Source organism: Amycolatopsis marina (assembly GCF_900111885.1).
In the GTDB taxonomy this organism is placed as follows: Bacteria; Actinomycetota; Actinomycetes; order Mycobacteriales; family Pseudonocardiaceae; genus Amycolatopsis; species Amycolatopsis marina.
In genome coordinates, this window is sequence record NZ_FOKG01000023.1 from 1 (window position 1) to 18,700 (window position 18,700).

Annotated in this window: 10 protein-coding genes; 5 read left to right on the top strand and 5 right to left on the bottom strand. The window is 70.8% G+C overall.

What is annotated here, in order from left to right; translation table 11 throughout:
• Nucleotides 1-645, top strand: a 645-nt coding sequence (locus tag BM199_RS27730) for a lytic transglycosylase domain-containing protein (protein ID WP_143101937.1), incomplete at its 5' end; no start/stop codon positions are given.
• Between the two features lie 74 nt (nucleotides 646-719).
• Here BM199_RS27730 and BM199_RS27735 read toward each other — a convergent pair.
• From BM199_RS27735 to BM199_RS27755, 5 genes are read right to left on the bottom strand one after another with little or no spacing between them, the layout of a single operon-like run.
• Nucleotides 720-1,892 carry a glycosyltransferase gene (locus tag BM199_RS27735; RefSeq protein ID WP_091677606.1) on the bottom strand — a complete coding sequence of 391 codons (1,173 nt, stop codon included), beginning with the start codon at nucleotides 1,890-1,892 and terminating at the stop codon, nucleotides 720-722.
• A complete protein-coding gene (locus BM199_RS27740; protein WP_091677608.1) occupies nucleotides 1,889-2,677 on the bottom strand; it encodes an alpha/beta fold hydrolase in 789 nt (262 codons plus the stop codon). The genes BM199_RS27735 and BM199_RS27740 overlap by 4 nt, the downstream gene beginning before the upstream one ends.
• Nucleotides 2,668-2,997 (bottom strand): acyl carrier protein, encoded by a 330-nt coding sequence (locus BM199_RS27745; RefSeq protein ID WP_091677611.1) that lies wholly within the window; start codon nucleotides 2,995-2,997, stop codon nucleotides 2,668-2,670. Before BM199_RS27745 ends, BM199_RS27740 begins: the two co-directional genes overlap by 10 nt.
• 16 nt (nucleotides 2,998-3,013) lie before the next feature.
• Complete coding sequence (locus BM199_RS27750; protein ID WP_245788811.1) at nucleotides 3,014-7,147, bottom strand: beta-ketoacyl synthase N-terminal-like domain-containing protein; 4,134 nt, start codon at nucleotides 7,145-7,147, stop codon at nucleotides 3,014-3,016.
• Nucleotides 7,144-13,974 (bottom strand): type I polyketide synthase, encoded by a 6,831-nt coding sequence (locus tag BM199_RS27755; RefSeq protein ID WP_091677616.1) that lies wholly within the window; start codon nucleotides 13,972-13,974, stop codon nucleotides 7,144-7,146. Before BM199_RS27755 ends, BM199_RS27750 begins: the two co-directional genes overlap by 4 nt.
• 346 nt (nucleotides 13,975-14,320) lie before the next feature.
• On the opposite strand from BM199_RS27755, the gene BM199_RS27760 reads away from it, so the two are divergent.
• From BM199_RS27760 to BM199_RS27775, 4 genes are all read left to right on the top strand, one after another.
• A complete protein-coding gene (locus tag BM199_RS27760) occupies nucleotides 14,321-15,130 on the top strand; it encodes an SDR family oxidoreductase (RefSeq protein WP_091677619.1) in 810 nt (269 codons plus the stop codon).
• 3 nt (nucleotides 15,131-15,133) lie between these two features.
• Nucleotides 15,134-16,120 carry an aldo/keto reductase gene (locus tag BM199_RS27765; RefSeq protein WP_091677621.1) on the top strand — a complete coding sequence of 329 codons (987 nt, stop codon included), beginning with the start codon at nucleotides 15,134-15,136 and terminating at the stop codon, nucleotides 16,118-16,120.
• 131 nt (nucleotides 16,121-16,251) lie between these two features.
• Nucleotides 16,252-17,529 carry a PucR family transcriptional regulator gene (locus tag BM199_RS27770; protein ID WP_245788813.1) on the top strand — a complete coding sequence of 426 codons (1,278 nt, stop codon included), beginning with the start codon at nucleotides 16,252-16,254 and terminating at the stop codon, nucleotides 17,527-17,529.
• Between the two features lie 210 nt (nucleotides 17,530-17,739).
• Entirely contained in the window at nucleotides 17,740-18,573 is an 834-nt protein-coding gene (locus BM199_RS27775; protein ID WP_091677625.1) for an aldo/keto reductase, read from the top strand.
• Nucleotides 18,574-18,700 lie beyond the last annotated feature (127 nt).

The window sequence follows — 18,700 nt, forward strand, 5'->3', positions numbered from 1 at the left end:
GACGGCGACACCACCTGGGACCGCGCCGTCGGCCCCACCCAGTTCATCCCCTCCACCTGGATCCACTACGCCGCCGACGGCAACAACGACGGCACCGCCGACCCCAACAACATCTACGACGCCGCCCTCGCCACCGCCCGCTACCTCTGCTCCGGCGGCTTCGACCTCACCGACCCCGAACAGCTCCGCGCCGCCGTCTACCGCTACAACCACTCCGACACCTACGTCAACACCGTCATCCTCTGGGCCACCGCCTACCGAGGCGGCGTCACCCCCACCCCCGACAGCACCGTGCCCACCGGCACCACCCACAACACCACCACCACCGGCGCACCCAACCCCACCACACCCCCACCACACCAGACGACTCCTGGGAACCGGCCCGACAAACCATCCACACCGGACACACCGACCGGCACCCCCACTCCGGCACCGCCGCCCACGACGGCCCCGAGCACACCATCCGAACCGGAGCCGTCCGAACCGGAACCGACAGAGCCGTCCGAGCCCGAGCCGACCGAGCCGCCCGCGTCCTCGCCGCCGCCGGAATCCTCGCCCACCGCCTCGCCCACCGCTGAGCCGACCGGGACTCCCACGACTGAGCCGTCGTCCCCGGGGACGTCGTCCGCCGCGCCGGTCGCCTGAGGACTTTCACCGGACGCCGATGGCGCAGGCGGGCGCGCCGGAGGCAAACACCTGTGCGGGGACGGCGCAGGCGTTCAGGGCAAGCGGGCCAGGGCGTCGGCTGCCGCGGCCGGACCGCCCGCCGCGTGGAAGGAGTCCCGGACGCGGGCCGCGGCACGGGTGAAGGTGGGGTCGTGCAGGACGCGCAGCAGCGCGTCCCGGATGTCGTCCGGCGTCGCCCGGTCGAATCGCAGTCGCAGCCCCGCTCCCGCGGCGACCACCTGCTCGGCCAGCACCGGCTGGTCGTCCCGGATCGGGGCGACCACAAGGGGAACGCCGTTGCCGAGGCTCTCGCAGATGGTGTTGTGCCCGGCGTGGCAGATCACGGCCGATGCCCTGCGCAACAGTGACAGCTGCGGGATGGACCGCACCACCAGCACCCCGGAACCGCGCCTGCCCTCGGCCAGCGCCCCGCGCGGATCCACCACGACGGCCTGCAACTCTCGGTCGAGATCCTCCAGCGCGCGTTTTCCCGCCACGAGGAACCGCTCGCCTGCCTCCGCGTTCGCCGTGCCCAGTGTCAGCAGCACGAGCGGTGTCCCCGGCCGGAGCCAGTCCCAGTCGAATCCGCCCGCTTCGGGCCGGTCGCCGAGCGCCGGGCCGACGTACCGGAGCTGCCCGGCGATCGGCACCGCGGGCGCGCCGGCCAGCGCCTCGGTGGTGAACGCCAGCACCAGGTGTGGGGAGAACCGGAGATCCGCGGCAGGCTCAGCCCCCGCGACACCGTGGCGTACACGCAGGTCGCGTTGCAGCCCGCTGATCCAGCCCGCGACCTTCGGCAGGGCTCCCAGTGGATCGGCGAGTTCCGCCGAGGTCGATGCCGAGGTCGCCCACGGGAGCCCGGAGCGCATCGCGACGACCGCGCCGGCCAGTGCCTGCTGGTCGACCACGAGTGCGTCGGGCCGGAAGTCCCGCACCGCCGACGCGATCCCGGCGACCATCGCGTCGGCCAGCGGGACGAGGTAGTCCTCCCACAGGAACTTCAGTGCCGCGAAGCCGCGCAGTTCCGGCGGACGCCGATCGAGCGAGAACCACGACGACTCCCCCGCCGGATACACGGTGCCCGCCCTGGTGCCGAGCAGCCTCGCCGTCACGGGGCGGGGCCCCGCCCACGCGACCGAATCCCCCCGCGCGGCGCATTCACCCGCCACCGCGGCCAGCGGGTTCACGTGACCGGCCAGCGGCGGGACGACGAAGAGCAGTCTCACAGGACACCATGCCGTCGCACCCAGTCCAGGAGCAGGCGTCGCACCTCGTGGTGGCGTTCCACGAGCACCGAGTGGCCCTGGCCCTCGAAGACGTGCAGCTCACCCGCGGGCAGCAGCTCGGTGAGCGCCTCCAGATCGTCGGCCTGGTAGCCGTGGCTGCCCAGCACCGACAGGACAGGACACTCGATCGCGGCGACCTGGTCCAACGTGAGCAGCGGCCCCAGCGGGACCTCCTCGGCCATCGAGGTCGCGCTGATCCGGTCCGCGGCCAGCCGGGCGAGGCGGCGGTGGTGCGCGCTGTAGTTCGCCTCGATCCACGCGTAGTTCTCCTCGATCCGCAGAAACTCCACGGTGCCCGACAGGATCGCGGCCATCTTCTCCGACCACGCGGGGGTCGGCGGTTCCGACTCGATGCACACGATGCTGCACACCCGCTCCGGATACATCGACGCGTAGCTGTACGCGAGGGTGCCACCGAAGCTGTTGCCGACCAGGTGTACCCGGCGATCGGCGGCGAACTGCCGCAACAACTCGTCGAGATCGGTCACGAACTCCTTGATCGTGTATCCGCTGGCCGGGCGTTCGGTCCTGCCGTGTCCGCGCAGGTCGTAGCTGATCACGTCGAACCCCGCGGCCGCGACCGGCGGGGCCAGGGTGAGGTAGAAGCTGGCCAGACTGTCGGTGCCCATTCCGTGCACGAAGACGACCGGCTCCGCGGCGGGCGCACCCGTGGCGGACAGCAGCTGGTAGTTCGTCGACAGTCCGTTGACGAGCGTCAGCGGCACAATTCTGCCCTCCCCGGTTGCGCGGCCCCGTCGACGCGTGCCTCCACATAGGCAGCGATGGCACCGACCCGCAGTCCGATGACCTCGTCGAGTTCCAGCTCCGCGAGATGCTCGGCCAGGTTGACGTGGGCACCGAAGTGCTCGGCGAGCAAACCGGCGAAGGTCACCAGGTCGATGCTCTCCAACCCGAGGTCCTCGTGAAAGGCCGTGTCGGGAGTGATCTCGACGCCGAGGATCTCCAGGTCACCGACCAGTTCGGCGAGCATCCCGGCCACCGCGGCGAAAACGCCGGTGTCCTGCACGGTCTTGTTCGTCGTCATCCCAATTCTCCCTGACTCACTGTGTTTGCCTGGAAACGCGCGACAGGATCGGCTCGCCGCCGTCCGCCGGGACGGTGATGCGGAGCGGGGGTGCGGACAGTGGCCGCGCCACTGCCATGGCTGCGCCGCCGGAGCAGGCGACCGCGACCCGCAGCTCCGGCAACGTCCGGTCGCGCGCGGGCCGCACCCGCAACCGCTCCCCGTCCTCCTCGGTCACGACCAGCTCGGCGGGGAACAGCGCGCGAGTGCCGTTCGCGGACAGCCACTCGCGAGCCGCGTCCTTCGCCGCGATCCTCGCCAGCAGCCAGTCCCGCTGCTGTCGCAGCGGCCGCCGCGCGAACTCGGCGCGTTCGGCGCCCGCGAGGTAGACCCCCGCGAAGATGTCCCGTGCCGCCACGGTCGGCCACCGGTCCCGCACCAGCGCCAGACCGTCGCGCCGCTGCTCGGCGAGGCGGTTGTCCCTGGGGAAGGCGTACACCCGATGGGCCTGACGGTCGCAGGCGAGGCGGACATCGCACCAGCCCCGGATGCGGGCCCACACACGGCCCGCCAACCGGAGTTCGGCGTCCATGACCAGTTCGGCGGGGTCGGGCGTGGACACCCGCACCACGCAGTCGAGCCGGGTCCCCTGCGGCGGCTGTGGACCGTGCAAGGTGATCTCTCTGATCGACCGGGGAAAAGCGAGCAGGCGCTCGGTCTCGGTGGCCATCAGCCAGCAGCCGAGCAGCTGGCCCGCGTTGTCCAGCAGCGCGCCGGGCGCGGGCGGCACGGTGAGCGAGCCGCGGATGTGCGCCGCACCAATTCCGTGCAACTCATGGAGTCCCTGGAACGCGGGCCCGTGGAACATCTCCCTGCGCCGGTAGATCTCGGCCGCGGGCAGCGGCGGGACCCACTCCGGTTCTGCCTGTTCCGGCCCCGCCTGCGGCGCGGGCGGGGCCGGGTATCCGGTGGCCAGCTCGACGGTCAACGAGGCGAACTCACCGATGTTCACCGAAACCAGCCCGCCTGTCCGGGAGATCCGCAGCGGCACACGCAGCGCCGGCTCGGCGACCAGCCACCGATCGAATCGCGCCCCGTGCACCGCGATGGCGACCTCGTCCGGCCACACGGTTCGCACGCGATCGATCGCCAGCTCGACCAGGGTCGTCGCGGGGACGACCGGCCTGCGGTCGGCCTCGTCCGCCCAGTCCTCAGGCTGCTGGAAGAACCGGTGGTCACGCAGGTAGGGCATGGCATCGACGGAGATATCGAGATCTACAGTGGACTCCTCCACCCCCGCCGCACCGTGCTGCGCCGCGAGGCACACCGAGCGCGCCGCGTCCCGCGTCTCGGCCAGCAGCGCGTCGAACTCGGCCACCACTTCCGCCGCCACTCCCGGAGGCAGTTCCCGCCGCGGCGCGCCATCGATGAGTCCCCGTGTCTCCGGGGAGACCGAGAGCAGCGGTGTCGAGGTGCGCAGGGAGACCCCTTGTCCCTGTTCGGCGCCGGCGGATGGACCGCCTTTCCCTGCCTGCGTGGTCAGTTCGACGCCCTCGACCCACAGTGCTGTCCTCAACCTGCGCAGTTGGTCCAGCCCGGGGCGCTGCGCCGAGTTCGCGCTGACGACCAGATGGGGGCGCTCGCCGAGGGTGTCGGCGACGAAGGATCCCAACTGACCGGGGCCCGCCTGCACGAACACGCGGAATCCCGCCTCGTACATGGCGTCGACCAGCTGCCGGAACCGGACCGGCGCAACGAGATGACGCAGGAAGAGCTCCCGCACCGCCGTGGCGTCGTCGGGATAGGGCCGCGCGGTGGTCGCCGACCAGATCCGCGGCGCCGCGGGGGCGAGTAGCGACTCGGTGATCAGTCGCCGGAACCCCGGTAGGAACGGCCGCAGTGCGGACGTGTGGAAGCCGGACCGGAACGGCAGGATCCTCGCGACCACACCGGCGGCACGGGCGGCGCGGGCCACAGTGTCCACAGTGGATTCCGGTCCGCAGACTATCGACTGCCGCGGCCCGTTGTCGTGCGACAGCTCCATCCCCGGGGTGGCCGCGATCAGCCGCTCGGCCGCTTCGGCCGAACAGCCGAGCACGAGGAAGTCGACCTCCGGCAGACCCATGTCAGGGCCGAACCGGTCGAGCAGGCCCCGGTCGTTCTCCTCCGCGTACATTCCCGCGGCGACCATCGCGGTCCACTCGCCCACGCTGTGCCCGGCGAACCCGTCCGCTTCGAGGCCGATCCGGCGCAGCACGCGGTGCAGGAGCAGGCCGGTGTCCAGCACGGTCCTGGCCTTGGCGAGGACACCGTCGCCGGACACCGCCGGCTCTCGCAGGCCGTAGTGCTCGGCGAGGTCCGCACAGCGCGGCGCGAACTCCGCTTCGAGGCCGGGAAAAAGCAGGGCAAGGCGCGCGGTGGGCTCTGCCCGCAGCAGGGGGCGAGCGCTGAACCACACGTCCCCCGCGCCGTGCCAGGACGTGCATCCCTGCGCCGCCTTGGCGAGCACCCTGCGGGCGACCGCGAGTCGCCGCTCGGTCGGATCCACGATTCCGATGCGGCTGCCGGTCTCACCCACCGGTGCCACGGGCTCGGCACCGCATCGGCGCAACACGGCCGCGTCGGGCCCGTCGAGCAACCGGGCCAACGCCGCGGGGTCCGCACCGGCGAGCCGGAGCGTTCGTTCCGGTTCGCCGACCCGGGCGGGCCCGCGGCCCACCGAACGTGCGGTGGCGACGGAGCCTTCCTCCGCTTCGAGGAGCACGTGCGCGTTGATCCCACCGAAGCCGAAGGCGTTCACCGCGGCCCGCCGTGGGCCGGGCAGATCCCACGGCCGCGCCGCGGGTATCGGGCGGAAGCGGGTGCCCGCGAGGGCGGGATTCGGGTCAGCGCAGTGCAACGTCGGCAACAGCGTGGCGTGGTGGATCGCGAGGGCGGCCTTGATCAGCCCCGCGACTCCGGCGGCGGGCAGCGTGTGCCCGATCATCGACTTCACCGACCCGATCACCGCGGGACGAGCTACCGCGCCGCCGAACACTCGGGCGAGGGTGGCCAGTTCGGCCTCGTCACCGACCTTTGTCCCCGTGCTGTGTGCCTCCAGCAGGCCGATCGAGTCCGCGGCAGCGGGATCGAGGCCCGCCTCCGCCCATGCCCGCCGCACCGCGACCTCCTGCCCCCGGCTGTCCGGAGCCACCGGGCTCGCGCCCTGTCCGTCGCTTGATACACCGGCGCCGCGCAGCACGGCGTACACGCGGTCACCGTCGCGGCGGGCGTCGGCCAGCCGTTTGAGCAGCACGACACCCGTGCCCTCGCCGATCAACAGTCCGTCCGCGTCCCGCGCGAGCGGGCGAATGCTCTGCGTCGGGGACAGTGCGCCGAGCTGGGTGAACATCGACCAGAGTGTGTCGTCGTGACAGTGGTGGACCCCGCCGGCGAGCATCGCGTCGCAGCGGCCCGAGTGCAGTTCGCTGATCGCGTGGTCCACGGCGATCAGCGACGAGGCGCAGGCCGCGTCCACTGTGTACGCGGGACCACCGAGGTCCAGCCTGCCCGCCACTCTCGACGCGGCGAGGTTCGGGACCAGTCCGATGGTCGACTCCGGGCTCAGCTCTCCCAGCGGTTCGAGCAGTCCTGCGCGGACGGCGGCCAGTTGGCCCGCGCTCAGCCCCGGCATTAGTTCGGTCAGGGTGTGCAGGACCTGGCGCACGGTACGGACACGCTGGTCGAAACGCGCCAGTCCGGGCGAAAGGTAGCCGCCCCTGCCGAGCACGACCCCGGTCCTGCCAGGATCCCCCAGCACCCTTCTTCCGCCCGCGTCGTTCACCGCCGCACTCGCGACACGCAGCGCGAACAGCTGATCGGGCTCCATCCCGGCAACCGAAGCCGGCATGACCCCGAAGGCGCGGGGTTCGATGGTCACGGCCGGGTCGACAAATCCACCTCGGTGGCAGTACGTGCGGTCCGGGGACGGCGGCCCCGCCTCCGCACCGGCCAGGTCGTGGAACGAGGGATCACGCCTGCCGTCGGGGATGTCGGTGATGGCGTCGACGCCGTCGCGCAGGTTGCGCCAGTAGGTGTCGAGGTCAGGCGCACCGGGCAGCAGCACCGCCATCCCGACGATCGCCACCGGTCCCCTGCCTCCCGCACGGCCCGCCATGTCCGCGCCACTCACCACATCGAGGCCGTGTAGACGACGGCCGTGGTGTCCGGGGCGCCGTGGGCGAGTTCACGCAGCAGGCAAGCGGTGCCCTCATCGGGATCGATCAGCCCCACATCCCGACGCTGATACTCCCGTGCCAGCTCGGCGGAGACCATTCCGGCGTGATCGCCCGAAGGCGCCCATGGTCCCCAGTGGACGGTCAGGACACGACGGCCGGTGCGCCGGGCCCAAGCCGTGCCCATGGTGTGCAGCGCGTCGTTGGCCGCGGCGTAGTCGGCCTGGCCCCGGTTGCCGAGCACCGCCGCGATGCTGCCGAAGAACGTGATGAACCGTGGGCTCAGGCCGAGCTCGGTGACGGAGTCCAGCACCGCTCTCGCCCCGTCGACCTTGGTGCCGAACACCGTGCGGAAGGAGACGAGTTCCTTGTCCTGCACCAGCCGGTCGTCGATCACTCCCGCCGCGTACACGACGCCGTCGAGCCTGCCGTGGGTTGCGTGCACGTCCTTGAGCAACTGGCGGACCGCGGCCCCGTCGCGAACGTCGATCTCGCGGTACTCCGCCTGCCCGCCCACGGTACGAATCTCGGCCAGCGTCCTGCCGATCTCCCGTTGGGCCAGCACGGTACGGACCGCGGCCTCCACTTCGGAGATCGAGCCACCCCTGGCGGACAGCGCGGCGCGCAATCCAGCGGCATCGCCGATGTCCGCGATGTCGGGATCTTCCCGCTCCGGCGGCCACGCCGTGCGCCCGGCCAGTTCGAACCGGCAGCCCGCGGCCGCGGCCAGGCGTCCGGCGAACCGCGCCGCGATTCCCCGCGCCCCACCCAGCAGCACCACGACGGAGTCCCGGGACAGCCCGATCGCAGCGGCGTCGGCGGCGTCCGGCCCGGCTGGTCCGGCTCCGGCGAAGGCCACAGGTTCGAGTTCTCGCGCACGCAGCGCGAATTCCGCTCGCTCGTCACCGATACGCCGCACCACGGCGCCGCCGGTCGCGCCCAGTTCACTCAGCAGTAGCCGGGCCAGGTCCGCGGCGGGTGCATCCGGGTCCACCTCGACGAGTCTCGCGGTACGCGTACCGCCGCCGGAATCCGCACGTTCCCTCGCCACCGCGCGCAGCAGACCGCGCAGGCCCGCGACCCGCTCGACGGCATCGGCACTGCCGCGCTGCGCGGGAGCCGCGACCAACACGGTGTGGGCGTCCGCGAGCACGGCCCGGACCGTGGTGAAGACCTGCTCGACCACCTGATCGTCCCCGGCCACCAGCGGACCGAGCAACACCACGATCCCGGGTTCGCCGGCGCGGAGCTGATCGTCGCCCGCCGGTACCTCCTGGACCACCGCGCCGCGGTTCGCCAGCTCCGAGGACACCGCGTCCACGAGTTCCCGCTGGCCTTTCTCGTGCACCACGGCCACGTGCGCGCCGCGCAGCGCGAGGGAATCCGAATCGGCGGGCAGGGGTGCGGACACCGCATCGAGCACGAACCGCTGGGGTGCCGCGCCCGCGACCTCGGCGGCCGGCTGCTCCGGCCCGGTGCCGTCGGAGCCGCTCGGTACGGAGTCCGTCGAGGAGGCGGAGTCCGTCGAGGAAGAACCGCGCTGCTCGATCCACTCGGTGATCGCGCGGGCGGTCCGCTTGCGGCTGAGCGCGTCCTGCCCGTCCTCCCCCGCTGTCTCGGTCAGCCCCAGCTTCCCGATCAGGGTGCCCGCGATCTCGGTGCGCTTGATCGAGTCGATCGAAAGGTCGGCTTCCAGATCCAGCTCGTGGTCGATCATGTCCGCCGGATATCCGGTGCGGTCGCTGATCACCTCGATCACGGTGGTCAGCACGTCCGGAGCGACCTCCGGTTCCGCGACGGGTGCCGTCGCGGGGATGGCGACATCCGCCGGTTGCTGTTGCGGTTGCGGTTGCGGCACGGTGTGCACGGCGGGGGGCGCCGGGGTGGCGCCGAGATAGCCCAGCAGGACGTCCCGCTGGGCGGCGATGCTCTCCCTGCTGTTGCGCAGAAAGTCGACCACCACTCGGTCCCGCTCGGTGGCCGCCGACGTGCTCTGCGACGGCTGTCCGGTGGGCTGCGGCTGTGACATGTGAGACCTCGGAATCAACGTCGCGGGCACGAGCCCGTTGGCTGGAAACTCACCGTCAGGACGGCGGACCAGATGGCCGTCTACTGTCCACAAGGGAGGTTTGCTGGCCGGAGGCCGCGGCTCGGCCCTGCCTCGGGTCAGCCAGTCGGCGCGAACCTCCGCGCCCGCGACCGCCATTCTGGCGACGGCAGTGAGAATGCCGCGCATTCCCTTACCCTGACCGGGATCACAGGCGACGACGGTGTGCGCTCGCCCGGCCAGTATGGAGCTGGTCAGGCCGCTCAGCACCGACCCAGGGCCCACCTCGACGAAGATGCGGGCACCCGAGCGATACATGTCCTCGATCTGTTGGGTGAACCGGACGGGCGCCGCGAGCTGCGCGGTGAGTTCGGTGCGCACAGCGGACCCGGCAGCGCTGCCGGATGGTTCCGGATACCGCCGTGCGGTGCGGTTGGCCCATACCGGCGCCCGCGGCTGCGTGATCCGCTCGGCGGCAAGCGCTTCGGCGAACGTCGGGGCGGCGCCCGCGACCAGCGGACTGTGGAACGCGCAGGCGACGTTGATGCGTTTGGCACCGATGGACCGCGAACGCAGGAGGCCGACCGCCGTCTCGATCGCCGCTGTCGGTCCGGAGAGCACGATCTGGTCCGGTGCGTTGTGGTTGGCCACCACGAGCGATTCGGCGAGCCCGCCCTGCCGAAGCAGCGAACCGACCTCGTCCTCCCGGCCGCGCACCGCTGCCATCGCGCCCGGGTCCGCGCTCGCCGCGGCGGCGATCGCCGCCGCTCTGGCCCGGCTCAACCGCAGGAGCGCCTCCCGGTCGAAGGCGCCCGCCGCGCACAACGCGACCAGTTCTCCGTAACTGTGCCCACCGAGCAGATCAGGCCGCACACCGAGGCGGTCCAGGAACTCGACCACCGCCAGCTCCACCATGCCCAGCGCGGGTTGCGCGAATCTGGTGTCGCGCAACCGTTCCCGTTGCGCCGACTGGTGTGCCGGGTCGAAGGCGGCGGGCGGGAACACGACCTCGGTCAGCACGCGGTCGGCGTCCATGCCGGTGCGCAGATCGGGGAACGCGACGAACAACTCCGCGAACATTCCGGGACGCTGGCTGCCCTGGCCGGGGAACAGGAAGGCCATTGATCCCGGCTCCGCGGTGGGATCGGCGCGCACCAGTCCCTTGGCGTCCGCACCGGTGACAGCCGCTCGGAGGATGTCCGCGAGTTCCGCGACGCTGCCCGCGACGACGGCCGCGCGGATCGGGTGGACCGACGAGTCGGCCCTGCGCGCCGCTTCGACGGCGAGCTGCGTCAAGCCGAAGTCACCGCTCTCGGCGAGGTCCAGGAGTTCGCGCAGCACCCGCGACTCGCCCTGCTGATCGGCGGCCCTGACGAGGACGAGTTCGGCGTCCCAGTCGCGCAGTGTGTGCCGGTCGAACGAAGTCGTGCGCGGCGCGGTGAGGACGGCGTGGAAGTTGGTGCCACCGAAGCCGAAAGCGCTCACACCCGCCGCCCGCTGAAGCCCGCTCGCCGGCCACGGCCGGGCCGTGGTGTCGAAGGTGAACGGACTCGTGTCCGCATCCCATTCGGCGTGCGGTTCGCGCAACTGCAGGGTCGGCGGCAGCACGCCGAACCACAGCGACAGTGCCGTCTTGATCAGTCCCGCGAGCCCGGCAGCGCATTTGGTGTGGCCGATCTGGCTCTTCACCGAGCCCAGCGCGCAGGTGCCCGCCTCGGCTCCCGCCGCCTGGAAGAACGCGGTCAGGGTGCGGAGTTCGGTGCCGTCGCCGACAACCGTTCCGGTTCCGTGTGCCTCGATCAGCCCGACCTCGGCCGGGCTCACCCCCGCCTGCCGGTACGCCCGTTCCAACGCCCTGCGCTGTCCCTCGGGGCGCGGTGCGGTGAGACCGAGGGACCGGCCGTCGCTGGCCGCTCCGACCCCTCGTACGACGGCGTAGACGCGATCGCCGTCGCGTTCGGCGTCGGCGAGCCGTTTCAGCGCCAGGCACGCCACGCCCTCGCCGAGTGCGATGCCGTCGGCCGAGCGGTCGAACGGCCTGCACCGCCCGGTCGGGGACAACGCGCCCGCCGAGGTGAACATCAGGTAGTCGTTGATGCCGTTGTGCAGATCGACGGCACCGCAGAGCACCAGATCGCTGGTGCGCTGCGCCAGTTCCTTGACGGCCAGGTCCAGTGCGGCGAGCGACGACCCGCAGGCGGCGTCCACCGTGTAGTTCGCGCCACCGAGATCGAGGCGGTTGGCGATCCGGCCGGAGATGACGTTGGCGAGCGTGCCGGGAAAGGAGTCCTCGGTCAGGCGGGGCAGCCGCGCGTCCAGTTCGGCGGGCACTTCGCCGAGGTAGGCGGGCAGCAGGGCGCGCAACACACCCGCGTTGGCCAGATCGCCGCCCGCCTCCGCGCCGAAGATCACGCTGGCTCGTTCGCGGTCGAACGGTCGCTGCCCGTAGCCCGCGTCATGCAGTGCCCTGCGCGCGACCTCCAGCGAGAGCAACTGGGCTGGGTCGATACTGCCCATCGAGGTGGGCGGGATGCCGAACGACATCGGGTCGAACCCGACGGGGGGAATGAACCCGCCCCAGCGCGAGGCCGACCGCATGCCGTCGCCGCCGTCGCAGTACACGGCCGGGTCCCACCGCCGCGGGTCCACCTCGGTGACGGCATCGGTGCCCCGGAGCACGCCGGACCAGAACGCGGCCAGGTCGGCCGCTCCCGGCAGCACGCAGGCCATCCCCACGATCGCCACATCCGCGGCCGTATCGCCGAGCACACCAGCCTCGGGTGCCACCGGGTCGGCCTGGACCGGTGTCCGGCGAGTGCGGCGAGAACCCAGGAGCGCCGCCGCTCCCTCGGTCACCGCGCCGTGCAGTTCGGCCACACCAGTGGGGGCCGACCGCAGGACGGCCACCTGCCCGGCCATGAACATGCCCTCGGCCAGTTGCTCGGTCTCGTCCACCGGATACAGCTCGTCGCCGTTCCTGCGCAGTCCCTTGCTCGCGATCCGCAGCCTTCCGGTGTTGAGTTCCTCCAGCCGCTGCCAGCGCTGTTGTGCGGGGAGGCCACCGGCCCGCAGCTCCTCCCTGATCGCGTGGAACTCCGTCACGAACGGGCTGTGCAGGCAGCGCGTCAGGTGCCCTGGCGCCGTTTCCAGCGTCGCGGTCACCTGCGCGGCGAGGGCCTGGCGCCGGAACTGACCGGTGATGGCGCCGTGGCGCACCGCCTCGTCGGTGAACAGGTACGCCGTGCCCATCAGCACCCCGAAGCTGACACCCCGGTTCGCCAGCGGGGCGGCCATCGCGGCCACCATGGCGGCGGAACGCGCGTCATGGACACCACCGGCGAAGAACACCTCGACGGCGGGACCGGATCCGCCTGTGGTCCGGGCGAGCTCGTCATCGAGTACCGAAAGCTGCGCCTCCCACAGCGAGAAACTGGTCCGCGGCCCGATGTGTCCGCCGCATTCGGCGCCCTCGAACACAAACCGGCGCGCACCCGCCCGCAGGTACTGGCGCAGCAGGATCGGCGAGGGCACGTGCAGGTATGTCGCGATGTCCTCGGACTCCAGTGCGGCGGCCTGTGCGGGCGTGCCACCGGCGATGATGACGGCGCGCGGTCGTGCCGCCCGAACGGCCTCGAGTTGTTCCGCCCGCAGTCGTTCCGGGACGAACCCGAGAATACCCGCTCCCCACGGCCGCTCCCCGAGCTCCTGCGCGGTGCGGCGCAACAGATCCGCGGTCCTGCGGCCGTCGGACAACGCGACCGCGACGAACGGCATCCCACCGTGCTCGGCGACGGCCGCGGCGAAACCGGGCTGATCGCTCACCCTGGTCATCGGTCCCTGCGCCACCGCGTGCCGGGTTCCGAGCGTCCGCCGCAGCGCGGCACCCTGCTCGTCCGGTCCGGCGACCGGCTCGTGGTCGCCGAGCGCGTGCACGAGGTCCCGCACCGTCGCCTCCGCCGACTCGTGCCGCCGACACAGCAGCGCGGCAAGGTGCGCGTCCTGGCCGAGCGGCACCGGCGGCGCACCGGCTCGGCTCGGGAGCACCCGGTCGCCCCCGACGATCTCGGTTTCGGATCCGTCCATGCGGGCCAATGCCTCCCGCAAGGGGAACGGGGTGTCGCTGTCGGGGAACAGGGCGAGCTGGGAGTCGAGCACGATGCCGGCCGCCCCGCCCGCCACAGCTCCCGCAGCCGTGTGGTGGCCGATTCCGCCACATGCCCACACCGGTACCGCGAGGTCGTCCGCACCGAGCAGCTGCTGGAGCAACACGAACGAGGTGAGGTCGCCGACCCGGCCCGCGGCCTCGTGGCCCCTGGCGATCAGGCCGCGAGCCCCAGCCGCGACGGCGGACCTCGCCTCGTCCAGGCCGGTGACCTCGGCCAGCAGCACGACGGTGGGATCGGCGGCGTGCACCTCGACGGGCGCCCATGGTGCGCCCGCGCCGAGCACGACCAGGGTGGGGCCCGGCTCGGACGGCCCGAGCACGTCCTCGGGCCGTAGCGCACAGCCCTGCCCCACGCGCACGCCGAACGGAGTGGGCACATCCCGGTTGACTCTGGACAGGGCCGCGGCGGTGTCATCGCCGCCCGCACCGCCGCCGAGTTCGAGCACACCCAACCCGCCGCCACGGCACACCGCCGCGACGAGCCGGGCGTCGGGCCTGCCGAACGGATTCACCCCGAGCACGCGGTACCGCGGACCGGACAGGTCGTCGGCGTCCACCTCCGGCTGGGGCATGAAACCTCCCGGTGTCTCAAGTCGGTTCTCCACCCAGCCACGTGCGGGCTCAGCGGGGGCACCGCACAGAGAATGCAGCAGAACCGCACCGTGGCTCGGTTGTCGCACGTGTGTTTCAGTGGCAGTTGAGCGTTGATTCAGTCGCCTCGAAAATGCCGGGAACGCTGCTAGCCTCTACCGGCAAGCTGCTATTCATCAGCCGAGCAGATAGGCACTGAGCTGGACTTTTATCGCCTCCGGGCGAAAACAGCGTTCTCTTTTGCTCAGCACCTGACAAGTATGGAAAACCGAGCGGCCGATTATGAATGTCTCTCGGAAATATTCGAACTAGTTGATGGAGCCGGGTGTGGAATTGACAGACCGGGTCGCCGTCGTCACCGGCGCGGGCCACGGCATCGGAGCGGCGATGGCGCGTCGGTTCGCCAGGGAGAACGCCAGGGGTGTGGTGGTGTCCGACCTGGACGGTGCGGCGGCCGAGGCGGTGGCCGCGTCGATCACCGAAGCGGGCGGACGAGCCGTGGCCAGCACGGCGGACGCGTGCGTCAAGGCGGATCTGCGCGGGCTGCTGTCCATTGCCGAACAGCGTTTCGGCGCGGTGGACCTGTTCTGTTCGAACGCGGGAATGGCGTTCGGCACCGGGGTGCACGCCGCCGACGAGCAGTGGGAACGCTCCTGGTCGGTGAACGTGATGCAGCACGTGTACGCCGCGCAGGCCGCGCTGCCCTCGATGCTCGGACGAGGCGAGGGCTACCTGCTGATCACGGCATCCGCGGCGGGGTTGTTGAACGCACCTGGCGACGCCCCGTACTCGGTCACCAAGCACGCCGCGGTCGGCCTCGCGGAGTGGTTGGCCATCACATACCGGCCGAAGGGCATCCGGGTCAGCGCGCTCTGCCCACTTGGTGTGCGCACCGGCCTGCTCACCCCCGGCATCGAAGCCGGACATCCGGCCGCCGTCGCGATCGCCGCGACAGCCCCGTTGCTGGAACCCGACGATGTCGCCGACTCCGTGGTGGCCGGAGTCGCCGCCGAGCGGTTCCTGATCCTGCCGCACGCCTGTGCGGGCGAGGCGTACGCACGAAAGACCGATGACCTGGACGGCTGGATCGACCGGATGATCGCCGACACCGCGCTCGCGACCGGAAAGCTGGGCTGAACGATGGAGTACCGGCGCCTTGGGGCAAGCGGATTGCTCGTCAGCGAGATCTCCTACGGAAACTGGCTCACCCACGGCAGCGGGGGCAACTCCGGCGAGTGCGTCCGCGCCGCACTCGACGCTGGTGTGAACCTGTTCCACACCGCCGCCGCCTGGGGACAGGGCGCGGCGGAGGAGGCACTGGCCGAAGGGCTCGCGGGAACACCACGCGGCGACCTGGTGCTCAGCACCGGCGTGTTCTGGCCGGAGGGGCCGGGAGCCAATCAGCGCGGGCTCAGCCGCAAACACCTGCACTCGTCGATCCACGGATCCCTGCGCAGGCTCGGCACCGACCACATCGACCTGTACCAACTGCTCAGTTTCGATTACCAGACCCCGCTGGAGGAAACGTTCCTCGCGCTGGCGGACCTGGTGCGACAGGGCAAGATCCTCTACGTCGGGACGGCGGAGTGGACCGCGGAGCAGATCCAGCGCGGTGCGGTGCTCGCCGCGGAACTACGCGTACCGCTCGTGTCGAACCAGCCGCACTACTCGATGTTGTGGCGGGTGCCGGAATCCCAGGTCATGCCCGTGGCCGAACGAACCGGCATCGGCCAGCTCGCCTCGGTGTCACTCGCGCAAGGTGTGCTCACCGGCAAGTACGGCGGCGGGCACGTGCCCGCGGACTCCCGCGCGGCGGGCGATCCATGGGCCAAGGGCGCTGTCACCCCGCTGCTGCACGCCGACCTGCTGGACCGGGTGGAGTTGCTGCGGGGCGTCGCCGAGCACGCCGGGCTCACCATGGCCCAGCTCGCGATCGCCTGGACCCTGCAGAACCGCGGCGTCTCCTCGGTCGTCGTCGGCGCTTCCGCTCCCGAACAGGTCGTCGAGAACACGAAGGCGTCGGGCATGGTCCTCGACCTGGACGTGCTGACCCAGATCGACCAGCTCCTCGGCACCTTCGTGCAGACCGATCCACGGCTCACGTTCGCACCGCCCCAATACCGTTAAGGGCTGGGAACAGTACAAACGTCGGTGTCGCGTCCGGTTACGAGCGCGTAGGTTACTCACCCGTAGGACGAATGACCGCAACAGCGACCGGAGCGGCACGGTTGTCGTTCCCGCGCCTGGGAGGTGATTGGGTGTCCGGAAACGACAACGAGAAACACACCACCGAGCACAGCGCAGGGGTGTATCGCAGCGCCCGGCTGCTCGGCTCGCTGCCACCGGATGTCGCCGCGTTCCTGCGCCCGCACGCGGGCCGCATTTCCGCCGCGGTCATCAAGGAGATCCAGCGTTCCGTACCCGCCTACTCCCAGCCGCTGCGGGGGCCGTTCGGCAGGGCGATGGTCGAGGGCGTGGAGCAGGCCGTGCTGCACTGCCTCGACTGCCTTGGCAATCCGGACGTCCCGCGCGAATCGTGGATAAAACTGTTCCGCACCCGGGGCAGGCTCGAGTTCAGCCACCGCGACAACCTGGACGCCTTGCAGGCGGCGGCGCGGGTCGGCGGCCAGGCCGCGTGGCGCTACGTCTCCACGCTGATCACGCCGCAACTCATGCAGCGGGCACCCGATCTGGTCGCCCTCGGCGCCGAAGGCATCTTCGCGTTCGTCGACGAACTCTCCGCGACGGCGCTGGAGGGTTACCATGCCGCGCAGGCCGAGGCATCCGGAGCCACCGAGCGCGCACGAAGACAGTTGCTGGACCTCATCCTCGCGGGCACGGACGCGGCATCACGGAGGCTGGAGGACATGGCGTCCGCGGCGGATTGGCCGCTACCCGAGGCGGCGGCCGTCGTGGTCCTGCAGCGCACGAACGGCGGCGGCGACCTCGCATGGCTCGACCAACTCGAGGACGCGCTGAGCGATGCGGACTCCGGCGAACCGGTCCTGCTCACCGCCGATCCACACCGCCACCTCGCCGCACTCACCGACGGCAGGGTGCACGGCTGGCGAGCGGCGGTGTCACCGACCGTGGCGCTGGCCGAGGCTCCTTCCGCGCTTCGCACTGCCCGACGCGCACTGCGCCTGATCGACACCGCGACCGACGAGACGGAACCAGTCATCTGGTGCCAGGACCATCTCGCCACACTCTGGCTGCTCGCGGAGGACTTTTTCGCCGCCGAGGTCGCCAAACGCAATCTCGACCCCTTCGAGTCGCTCAGCGAGAAGCAACGCGAGCGGCTCAGCGACACTCTGCTCGCCTGGCTGGAGACACGCGGTGGGGCGCCGGAGATCGCCAAACGCCTCCGCGTGCACCCGCAGACCGTGCGCTCCCGCCTGCACCAGCTCAAGGAACTGTTCGGCGAACGCCTGGACAACGAGGACGACCGGCTGAGTATGCACCTGGCGCTGCGGGCGCAGCGGCTGCTGCGCTCGATCGCGAAGAGTTCACCCGAGGCCCGCAGCCCGGTCCACTGACCGGCTCGCGCCTTCATCTGCGAGCCAATGTATTGAGCGTATAGTTGTATACGGCGTATGCAACTATTTTCCGTGAGTTGGCGCTCTCGCCCGTCGGGTTGTGCACAAGTCGACGATCGTGGCTGTCGACTGCTGGTGAGGCGGCACATGGCCGCACGTCGGCGGTGAACAACCCGACCTATGAACGAACACCGGAAGGGACAAGCACCAATGACCGTCGTTCCCGACGTCACACTGAACAACGGCGTTTCCATGCCACAGCTTGGCTTCGGCGTCTTCCAGGTCCCGGACAAGGAGACCACTGACGCGGTCACCTCCGCGCTGCAGGCCGGGTACCGCAGCATCGACACCGCCGCGATCTACGGCAACGAGGCGGGTGTGGGCAAGGCCATCGCCGACTCCGACCTCTCCCGGGACGAGCTGTTCGTCACCAGCAAGCTGTGGAACGGCGAGCAGGGGTACGACAGCACCCTGCGCGCCTTCGACGCCACCCTCGACAAGCTCGGGCTCGACACGCTCGACCTCTACCTGATCCACTGGCCCACACCGGAGCGGGATCGCTACGTGGACACCTGGAAGGCGTTCGGCAAGCTCTACGCCGACGGGCGGATCCGGGCCATCGGCGTGTCCAACTTCCAGCCCGCGCATCTGGACCGGATCATCACCGAGACCGGCGTCGTGCCCGCCGTGAACCAGATCGAACTGCATCCGCAGCTGCAACAGGCGGAACTCAGGGAGTTCCACGCCAAGCACGGTATCGCGACCGAGGCATGGAGCCCGCTCGCCCAGGGTGGCGACCTGCTCGGCAACGAGTCCGTGCTCACACTGGCGGAGAAGCACGGCCGCTCGGCCGCACAGGTGATCCTGCGCTGGCACCTGCAGCTCGGCAACGTCGTCATCCCGAAGTCCGTCACCCCGTCCCGCATCAGGGAGAACTTCGCGGTCTTCGACTTCGCCCTCGACGACAGCGACCTCGTCACCCTGTCCGAACTGGACGAAGGCAAGCGGGTTGGGCCCAACCCGGACGAATTCAACGTCGTCTGACGTGCAGCCCGGAACGGGGCAGGGGCCGTTGAAGTGGTCCCCTGCCCCGTTTTCGTGTGCGTGGCACCTTAAATCGGAGTAACTTTACTTGACAATGAGTATCGTTACCAGAAAGCTGATCATCCGA